At 64.9% G+C, this 8,938-nt stretch carries 9 protein-coding genes; 7 read left to right on the top strand and 2 right to left on the bottom strand.

What is annotated here, in order from left to right; all coding sequences use genetic code 11:
• From A5785_RS12205 to A5785_RS12190, 4 genes are all read left to right on the top strand, one after another.
• Positions 1 to 907: AMP-dependent synthetase/ligase (locus A5785_RS12205; protein ID WP_231895466.1), on the top strand; the 907-nt coding region annotated here is incomplete at its 5' end.
• Positions 908 to 943: 36 nt separating this feature from the next.
• A complete protein-coding gene (locus A5785_RS12200) occupies positions 944 to 2,083 on the top strand; it encodes an acyl-CoA dehydrogenase family protein (RefSeq protein ID WP_064866699.1) in 1,140 nt (379 codons plus the stop codon).
• 79 nt (positions 2,084 to 2,162) lie between these two features.
• Positions 2,163 to 4,328, top strand: a complete 2,166-nt coding sequence (locus A5785_RS12195) for a 3-hydroxyacyl-CoA dehydrogenase NAD-binding domain-containing protein (RefSeq protein WP_064866697.1) — start codon at positions 2,163 to 2,165, stop codon at positions 4,326 to 4,328.
• Between the two features lie 14 nt (positions 4,329 to 4,342).
• Positions 4,343 to 4,954 (top strand): TetR/AcrR family transcriptional regulator, encoded by a 612-nt coding sequence (locus A5785_RS12190; RefSeq protein WP_331436313.1) that lies wholly within the window; start codon positions 4,343 to 4,345, stop codon positions 4,952 to 4,954.
• Between the two features lie 33 nt (positions 4,955 to 4,987).
• On the opposite strand, the gene A5785_RS12185 is transcribed toward A5785_RS12190, so the two are convergent.
• Positions 4,988 to 5,413 (bottom strand): HIT family protein, encoded by a 426-nt coding sequence (locus A5785_RS12185; protein ID WP_064866695.1) that lies wholly within the window; start codon positions 5,411 to 5,413, stop codon positions 4,988 to 4,990.
• Positions 5,410 to 5,814: a DoxX family protein gene (locus tag A5785_RS12180; RefSeq protein ID WP_049699333.1), complete on the bottom strand. Its 405-nt coding sequence runs from the start codon at positions 5,812 to 5,814 to the stop codon at positions 5,410 to 5,412. The genes A5785_RS12185 and A5785_RS12180 overlap by 4 nt, the downstream gene beginning before the upstream one ends.
• A gap of 79 nt (positions 5,815 to 5,893) precedes the next feature.
• On the opposite strand from A5785_RS12180, the gene A5785_RS12175 reads away from it, so the two are divergent.
• The 3 genes from A5785_RS12175 to A5785_RS12165 all read left to right on the top strand — a co-directional run bounded on the left by A5785_RS12175 (position 5,894) and on the right by A5785_RS12165 (position 8,879).
• The gene (locus A5785_RS12175; RefSeq protein ID WP_064866693.1) at positions 5,894 to 6,514 is read left to right on the top strand and encodes a TetR/AcrR family transcriptional regulator; all 621 of its coding nucleotides are present in this window, start codon (positions 5,894 to 5,896) and stop codon (positions 6,512 to 6,514) included.
• Between the two features lie 79 nt (positions 6,515 to 6,593).
• On the top strand, positions 6,594 to 7,700 hold the full coding sequence (locus A5785_RS12170) for an ABC transporter permease (RefSeq protein ID WP_064866691.1): 1,107 nt from the start codon (positions 6,594 to 6,596) through the stop codon (positions 7,698 to 7,700).
• 114 nt (positions 7,701 to 7,814) lie between these two features.
• Entirely contained in the window at positions 7,815 to 8,879 is a 1,065-nt protein-coding gene (locus A5785_RS12165; RefSeq protein WP_064866689.1) for an NAD(P)H-dependent flavin oxidoreductase, read from the top strand.
• Positions 8,880 to 8,938: the final 59 nt, after the last annotated feature.

The raw sequence follows: 8,938 nt of genomic DNA, 5'->3' as shown, positions 1-8,938 counted from the left end.
TATGCGATCGTCGGCAGCGTCAGATGTGTATAAGAGACAGGTGTCGCGCAGGCCCAGTCGCCGTCCGCCGACCGTCGCCGCAGCGATCGCCGACAAGCTGGTGCTGTCGAAGCTACGTGCAAAGCTCGGGATGGATTCGCTCGTCGCCGCCGTCTCCGGCGCCGCACCGGTCGACGTCGCGGCGCTCGAATTCATGCTCGCACTGGGCATTCCGGTGATGGAGGCGTGGGGCATGTCGGAGACGTCCGCGGTCACCACGGTCAACCCGGTCGCCCGACCGCGGTACGGGAGCGTCGGTACGGCAATTCCGGGCACGGAGGTGACGCTCGCGTCCGACGGTGAGGTGATGGTGCGCGGCGGAGGTGTGATGCGCGGCTACCGCAACGATCCAGAGCGCACCGGCCAGACACTCGACGCCGACGGCTGGGTGCACACCGGTGACATCGGGACGCTCGACGCCGACGGCTTCCTGACGATCGTCGACCGCAAGAAGGAGTTGATCATCAACTCCGGCGGAAAGAACATGTCACCGTCGAATATCGAGGGCGCGCTCACCGCGGCCAGTCCACTGATCGGCAGCGTCGTCGCCATCGGCGACAACCGCCCCTACGTGTCGGCGCTGATCACCCTCGACCCCGATGCGGTGGCAGCTTTCGGTCAGAAGGCCAGCATCGTCGACGTCCGACCAGAAGTGCTCGCACTGCACCCGACGATCCAGGGCGCCATCGAAGACGCAGTAGCACAGGCCAACTCGCGGCTCAGTCGCGTCGAACACATCCGCGCGTGGCAGGTGTTGCCGACGTACTGGGCCCCGGGTGGCGACGAACTCACGCCGACGATGAAGCTCAAGCGTTCGCCGATCGCCAAAAAGTATGCCGACGAGATCGACGCGCTCTATCAGCGCTGAACGCGCTCCCGACCAGCACCACGAAGGCAGACCACGATGACAAACGATCTGACAACCGAACTCGCCGACCTCACTGCGCTCGCCCGCGAGTTCTTCACCAAAGAGGTTGCGCCGCGCCACGAGGAGTTCGCGGCGGCCGGTCAACCCGACCGTGCGCTCTACCGTCGTGCGGGCGAACTCGGTCTGCTCGGTATGTCGATCCCCGAGGAATACGGCGGTGGCGGAGCGACATTCGCGCACGAGGCCGTACTCTTCCGCGAGCAGGCCCGCGGCGCCGACCTTTCCATGCAACTCGGTGTGCACTCCGGGATCGTTCCCCACTACCTGCTCTCGTACGCGAACGAGGAACAGAAGAAGCGGTGGATTCCCAAGCTCGTCTCGGGTGAGTGGATCGGCGCCATCGCCATGACCGAGCCGGGCACCGGGTCGGATCTGCAGGCCATCAGCACCCGCGCGGTGCGCGACGGCGACGAGTACGTCATCACGGGCGCAAAGACTTTCATCTCCAACGGCGCAACGTGCGACCTACTGATCGTCGCGGCCAAGACCGACCCGGAGCTCGGGGCCAAGGGCGTCTCACTGCTCGTCGCCGAAGTAGGCGACAACCCGCCGGGTTTCGAGCGCGGACGCAAGCTCAAGAAGATCGGCCAGAAGGGCCAGGACACCACAGAGCTCTTCTTCGACGGGCTCCGCGTACCGGCGACGCATCTGCTCGGCGGCACGGAGGGCACCGGCTTCGTCCAACTGATGCAGCAACTCCCGCAGGAGCGACTGATCGTCGGCGTCGCTGCGCTCGGCGTCGTCGAAGCAGCGTACGAGCTGACGCTCGAGTACGTGCGTGAGCGCCACGCCTTCGGCAAACCGCTTTTCGCACTGCAGAATACGCGGTTCGAGCTTGCCGACATCGCTACCACCGTCGAGGTGATGCGGGCTTTCGTAAACGATGCCATCGACAAGCACGTGCGTGGCGAACTCGACGTCAAGGGCGCCGCGATGATCAAGCTGTGGTGTTCGGAGCAGCAGACGCAGGTCGTCGACCGTTGCCTGCAGTTGCACGGCGGCTACGGCTACATGGAGGAGTACCCCATCGCGCGGCTCTTCGTCGACGGGCGCATCGCGAAGATCTACGCGGGCGCCAACGAGGTCATGAAAGACCTCATCGCGCGCAGTCTCTGATTCTGCAGCCTCTAGTTCTGCGGGCGATCTGATTCACACACTCACGAAGGCGAAACCCTTGACCGACTTCACCACTCACATGTCCGGCATCATCGGCTGGGACGTCGACGCGGACGGCATCGTCACGGTCACCATCGACGACAAGACCCAGTCGACCAACACGATGACCGACGATATGTCTGCAGCTCTGCGCAGCGTCGTCGAACGCCTTGAGCATGAGAAGGACTCGATCACCGGCGTGATCATCACGTCGGGCAAGGACACGTTCTTCGCGGGTGGCGACCTCAACCTGCTGATGACCGCGGGCCCCGATGACATCGAAGCCATCTCGGCAGGGCTCGACCATTACAAGGAGACGTTCCGCCGACTCGAAACCCTCGGCAGACCCGTCGTCGCGGCGATCAACGGCACAGCACTCGGAGGCGGATTCGAGGTCGCGTTGGCGGCGCATCGTCGAATTGCATTGGACGCCAGAGGAAGTCTGCTCGGCCTTCCCGAGGTCACGTTCGGGGTGCTGCCCGGCGCCGGTGGTGTGACGCGCGTCGTGCGCATGCTCGGGGTGGTCGACGCGATGCTCAACGTGGTGGGCCAGGGACAGCGGATGACGCCGCGCAAGGCATTACAGGTCGGCGTGATCGACGAGGTCGTCTCGACCCGAGAAAGAATGTTCGACGCCGCACGCACCTGGATCAAAGCCAACCCCGACGCCACACAACCGTGGGACCGCAAGGGATTTCGCATTCCGGGTGGCACGCCGTCGTCGCCCGCACTTGCGGCCAACCTACCCGCATTCCCCGCGACACTGCGCAAGCAACTCAAGGGCTCGCCGATGAACGCCCCGATCTCGGTGCTGGCCACCGCAGTCGAGGGCGCGTCGGTCGACATCGACACCGCCTTCACCATCGAGACGCGCTACTGCGCGCGACTGATCTGTGGCCAGATCTCGGCGAACATGATCAAGGCGCTCTTCTTCGACCTGGGCAAGGTCAACAAGGGAACCGCCCGCCCCGCCGACGTTCCGGTACGCAAGGCCACCAAGGTCGCCGTCCTCGGCGCGGGCATGATGGGCGCGGCGATCGCGTACGTCACCGCGCAGGCAGGAGTCGACGTCGTGCTGCGTGACGTCACGGTCGAAGGCACGCAACGCGGCAAGGACTACTCCCGACGAATCCTCGACGCCAAGGTCGCCAAGGGCCGCCTCGACGAGGAGGGTCGCGATCGAGTCCTCGACCGAATCCTGGCCACCGACAACATCTCCGACGTCAAGGGTGCCGACCTCGTCGTCGAGGCCGTGTTCGAAGACGTCGAACTCAAGAAGAAGGTTCTCGCCGAGGTCGAAGGCTACGTCGCCGACGATGCCCTACTCGCGTCGAACACCTCGGCACTGCCGATCGCCGAGATGGCGGGTGCGGTGACCCGGCCCTCCGACGTGATCGGTCTGCACTTCTTCTCACCGGTCGACAAGATGCCGCTCGTCGAGATCGTCGTCGGACAGCAGACCTCAGACGAATCACTGGCTCGTGCACTGGATTTCGCGAAGCAGATCCGCAAGACGCCCATCGTCGTGCAGGACACGTACGGCTTCTACGCCAATCGGGTAATCGCGAAGTTCGTCGACGAGGCGCTCTCGCTCGTGGCCGAGGGCATGCATCCCGCCAGCGCCGAACAAGCTGCGCTGCAGGCAGGTTTCCCGGCCGGCGCGTTGACTTTGTTCGACGAGATCAACATGAAGACCATCGCGAAGATCCGTGCGGGATTCATCGCCGACGCCGCTGCGCGGGGCGTCGAATTCGTACCCAGTGCGTCGTATCCGTTGGTGGACAGGATGCTCGAGGAGTTCGATCGCCCGGGTCGCCTGGAGGGTCGCGGGTTCTACGACTACGACGGTCCCGGTGGAAAGCGACTGGGACTGTGGCCACACCTCGCGGAGCTCTACACGAGGTCCGACGTCGAGATCCCGTTCGACGACGCGAAAGAACGGATGCTCGTCGCCGCGGCCCTCGAGGCGTTCGCCTGCTACGACGAGGGCACCATCGGGTCGGTGGCCGAGGCCAACGTCGGCTCGATCATGGGTATCGGCTATCCCGCGTGGACCGGCGGTGCGCTGCAGTACATCAATCAGTATCCGGGCGGGATGGGCGGATTCGTTGCGCGCGCAGACGAGCTCCGTGCGCGCTACGGCGACAGATTCGTCGTCAGTGAGGCTCTGCGCGCCCGTGCGGCAGACGGCAGCGAGCTTGTGTGACAACATCACACACTGTGACCACCGCAGATGAACCGCGTTGGCGCAGACTCGGCCCCGACGCCAGGCGCAATGAAATTTTGGCTGTCGCCATCCGGATGTTCGGTGAGCAGCCCTACGCGACGGTGCAGATGGCCGAGCTCGCCCGTGAGGCCGGAGTGGCGCGCGGGCTGCTGAACCACTATTTCGGCACCAAGCGCGACCTCTACGTCGAAGTCGTGCGTGCCATGATGATCGTGCCCGAGATCGACACGGTGAATCTGCCGGGCGGCACCCTGCGCGAGCGGGTCGAGGCCTCGGTCGACTGGCTGATGACCGTCCTCGACACCCACGGAAAGACGTGGCTTGCCGTCGGCGTGGAGGGGATCGGCGACGACCCGCAGATCGCGGCGATCCTCAACGAGGCCGACGATCGCGCGGCCCAACGCGTGCTCGACGCTATCGGTTTCGACGGGTCGGGCAGCGAGCACCAGGTGGCGCTCGCCGTGTTCCGGAGCTGGGGCGGCATGATGAAGGCTACCGCCCGTGAATGGGTCGATCGAAAGACGCTCTCCCGCAAGCAGGCCCGCACGATTCTCGTCGAGACGCTCGTCCCGCTCGCCGAGCGGGTCATGTCGGGTTCTGTCTGAACTCGCGAGTCTCGCCCCGGAGTTCGTTTCCGCTCAGCGCAGCGCTGTTGCCAACGTCTCGGCGTACTCCGACATGACGACCCGATCACCCGCGACACCCGGTTGCCACGGCAGCGACAGGCGGTCGACGCTGCGGTCCGCATAGCGCGGGATCACGTGGAGGTGGAAATGGAACACCGTCTGCCACGCGGGAGCTTTGCAGCAGTTGAGTAGGTTCACGCCATCGGCGCCTGCGTCGTCGACCATCGCTTGCGCGATCCGCTGAGCCTCGAGCGTGACTGCGCTCAGATCGTCGGCGCCGATGTCGAGCAGGTCGGTGCTGTGCTGCTTGGGGATCACCAGCAGATGGCCGTCGTTGGCGGGGTTGATGTCCATGAATGCGTAGGTCGACGCCGTTTCGGCGACCTTCACACTGGGTACGTCGCCTGAGACGATGCCGCAGAAGACGCAGTCGGTCATGACTTGCTTGCGCCCTTGCCACTCGCACCGACGCCGCCCCCGTAGAGCGCTGCTGCGATCAGTGCCGGCTGGAAGAACAGCCGGATGAGCCGCTTGCGGTCGGTGTCGAGTCCGAACGCGTCTTTGTGCTCGACGTACTGCGCGATGTTGCCGGGGAAGATGGCGACGTAGAACAGCGCGAGCAGGATGCCGATCACACGCTTGTGCTTGGGCAGCGCCAGAAACGACGCTCCGAGGCCGATTTCAGCGACGCCGGATGCGAGGACGGTGACGTCGGTGTTGATGGGAAACCAATCGGGAACCTGGGCCTGGAACTCGTCGCGCGCGAAGGTCAGGTGGGAGATTCCGGCAAAGGTCATAAATGCGCCGAGGACGATTCGGACAAGGGTGCGAGGTGACATGAAATCGAGCCTAACGCCGTTGTCATGCGCGTAGCAATGAGTAGACTCATTCCTGAGTCCACTCATTATTGGAGGTGACATGACACCCGACGCAGCGACCGCCGACGGTAGGCGCGCCCGCAATATGCGCGACAAGCAGGACCGCATCTTCCGCGCGGCAGCCGACCTGTTTGCCGAACGCGGCTTCGAGTCGGTGTCGACGGGCCAGGTGTCCGACCGCGCCGACGTCGCGGCGGGCACGGTCTTTCGCTACGCGTCGACCAAGGGTGAACTGCTCCTAATGGTGCTCAACGAAGAGTTGCGTCGGGCACTCGACGTCGGCGCGGCCTCGGCGGCGTCGACAACGGATACAGCCGAGGCGATCTACGAGATGGTTCGTCCACTGCTCGCATACGCACGCGCCAACCCCGAGAACGGCAACGCCTATCACCGGGAGCTGCTCTTCGGTGGCTCCGGTGATCGTTACCGCGCAGCGGGACTCGCGTTGGTCGCCGAACTGCAGGACCGGATCGCACAGAGACTCGTTGCCGATTCCGGTGACGACGCGGTGTCAGACAGGGCAACGCTCACGGCCAACATGATCTTCGCTGTCGCCGCACTGGCAATCGCCCGTGCGTCGACAGGTGCGCATTCGGATCGCGATCCGTTCGACGACGTGCGCACCCAGGTGAGCATCGCCGTCGACGGGTTCCGCGCGTAATCAGATCTTCCCCAGTACTTCTCGTTCATTTCCCGTTCTTCGCGAGAATCCAGTCCACGAAACCTTGAGGTAGTTGACCATGCTCCAAACTGAAGCCGAGCCGTTGTCATTCGGCGCAAAGTACCGGCGCTTGCTGCTCGCCGTCGTTGTCCTCGGTGCGCTCACCCAGCTCGGGCTGGGTGCCTTCTATCTCGGCGTCGGACATTCTCCGTCGCCGCGAAACGCACCCATCGGGATCGTCGGCCCGGAGCAGCAGGTGCAAAAGCTCACTGCCGCAGTCGAAGCCGACGGCAAGTTCGATGCTCGAACCTATGCCTCCATGGACTCGTTGCGGGCGGCGATCGTCGATCGGGAGGTCGACGGCGGCCTCGAGGTGACGCAGCAGGGCATCGTTCCGGTGGTGGCGAGTGCCGGCGGCGCGTTACCCGCAACTGCATTGAAAACCGTTGCCTCAGAAGCCAATGTGAGCAACAATCTCCCGCAAACGCTGGCGGTCGACGTCGTCAAACTCTCCGAAGACGACATCAACGGTGCGTCGATCGGCTATATCCTGCAGGTGATCTCGCTCGGTGGAAGTATCGCATCACTGGGCCTCGGGCGGCTGATGCCGCGAGTGCCGCAGTCGCTACGACGCGGGTTCGGCCACGTGGCGGCGCTGATCGCCTATGCCGCGGTGTCGGCGGGGATCGTGCTCCTGTTCTCCTGGTTCTACGGTGTCGGCAGCTCTGCGGACCAGTGGCGGCTCTTCGGCACGTACACCCTGATCTCGCTGGCCATCGCGGGATCGACCGCCGGCCTGGTGACGCTGTTCGGGCCGATCGGATCGTTGGCAGGTGGCTTCTACTTCCTTATCGGCGCGACGCTTTCGGGTGCGTCGATCCCGTGGAACTTCATGCCGGCCTTCTGGGCGTGGCTCGGCGAGTGGCTACCCACCGGCGGCGGTGCGCAACTGATTCGCAACTCGCTCTACTTCCCTGAAGCGGGGTCGGGGACTGCGCTGATCTGCCTCGGGCTCTACGCCGGTCTGGGCACGGTGACGGTCCTGGTCTGGAACATCTTGGGTAACAGAAGCTCTCGCACATCCGCCGTCGACGTCGACGTCCTGTACCCGATCACGCACGAGCACCACCATCATGATGGTGATCACGAGCATCGCCGTGAGGCTGGTGAGTCCGCGTCCTCGTGACCCAGGGGCGCAGTTCATGTTCAGCGAGTAGCTCCCAGACGAGGCTGCGGTGAGTAGCCGCGACGGTGGCAGTGGTCGGATCAACCGCCACAACTCGTACGACGGGAGCTGCAGATGCCTCACAGCGCAGAGGTATTCGACCTGATGAGCCTGCGTGTGCCGATCGTCGTCGCACCTATGGCCGGCGGTCCGTCGACGCCTGCGCTGGTGATCGCGGCTGCACAAGCGGAGGCCATCGGTTTATTGGCTGGCGGCTACAAGTCGGTCAACGCCCTTGCCGGCGAGATCGATGAGGTTGCCGCGTCGGGTGTGGGTTCGTACGGCGTGAACCTCTTCGTCCCGGGCGGACCGGCTCGCGATCTGGGTGCGGTTCTCCGCTACCGAGAGGAGTTGGAGCCCGTCGGGCGAAGGTACAACGTCGACGTCGGGCGGGTCGTCGAATCCGATGACGATGCGTATGCGGACAAGGTCGATCTGGTGATCGATCGACGAGTTCCCATGGTGTCGTTCACGTTTGGGCTGCCGGGCGAGAGCGTCGTCGACCGTCTGCACGGCGCCGGAATCGCTGCCGTTGCCACCGTGGCCGATCCGATCGACGCGAAAGCTGCTGCGGCGCAAGGGGTTGATGCGCTCTGCGTGCAGGGCGTCGAAGCCGGTGGGCACCGTGCAACACTGTCTGCGACGGCGGAACCTTCGCAGACGTCCACTGTCGAGTTGGTGCGTGAGGTCGCCGAACTCGTCGACATCCCGATCATCGCCGCCGGTGGGATCGCAACCGGCGCGCACGTCGACGCCGCACTGGCCGCAGGCGCCGTCGCAGTGCAGTTGGGGACAGCGTTCCTCGACAGTGCGGAGGCCGGCACCAAGCCGACGCATCGTGCAGCCCTGCGAAATTCGCGGTTCACCGAAACCGTGGTGACCCGAGCGTTCTCCGGCCGACCGGCGCGTGCGCTGCGCAACGAGTTCACCGATCGCTACTCGCCACTCGCCCCCGCCGAGTACCCACAGCTGCACCATCTGACGAGTCCACTCCGCTCTGCCGCAGCTCTCGCCGGCGATCCGGAGTTCCTCAACCTGTGGGCCGGGACATCGTTCCGCGAGAGCGACTTCGGCCCCGCCGCCGAGATCATCGCGCGCGTCTGGTCGCAGACTGCCGCCGCGCGCGGGTCGGGGCGCTGAGCGGCTCGGGCTTCTGCGCGGGTGCGCGGCTGGGCAGAAAGTAGGGGAAGGGTTCTTTC

Source organism: Gordonia sp. 852002-50395_SCH5434458, from assembly GCF_001665905.1.
GTDB classification, from domain to species: Bacteria; Actinomycetota; Actinomycetes; order Mycobacteriales; family Mycobacteriaceae; genus Gordonia; species Gordonia jacobaea.
Note: the sequence above shows the minus strand (reverse complement) of the source record. Positions and strands in the feature narration are given on the sequence as shown.

What these genes read in the sequence shown, in the direction of transcription:
- A5785_RS12195 (WP_064866697.1), top strand. Translation starts at nt 2,163, where the DNA reads ATGTCCGGCATCATCGGCTGGGACGTCGACGCGGACGGCATCGTCACG.
- A5785_RS12180 (WP_049699333.1), bottom strand. Translation starts at nt 5,814, where the DNA reads ATGTCACCTCGCACCCTTGTCCGAATCGTCCTCGGCGCATTTATGACC.
- A5785_RS12175 (WP_064866693.1), top strand. Translation starts at nt 5,894, where the DNA reads ATGACACCCGACGCAGCGACCGCCGACGGTAGGCGCGCCCGCAATATG.
- A5785_RS12165 (WP_064866689.1), top strand. Translation starts at nt 7,815, where the DNA reads ATGCCTCACAGCGCAGAGGTATTCGACCTGATGAGCCTGCGTGTGCCG.
- A5785_RS12170 (WP_064866691.1), top strand. Translation starts at nt 6,594, where the DNA reads ATGCTCCAAACTGAAGCCGAGCCGTTGTCATTCGGCGCAAAGTACCGG.
- A5785_RS12185 (WP_064866695.1), bottom strand. Translation starts at nt 5,413, where the DNA reads ATGACCGACTGCGTCTTCTGCGGCATCGTCTCAGGCGACGTACCCAGT.
- A5785_RS12200 (WP_064866699.1), top strand. Translation starts at nt 944, where the DNA reads ATGACAAACGATCTGACAACCGAACTCGCCGACCTCACTGCGCTCGCC.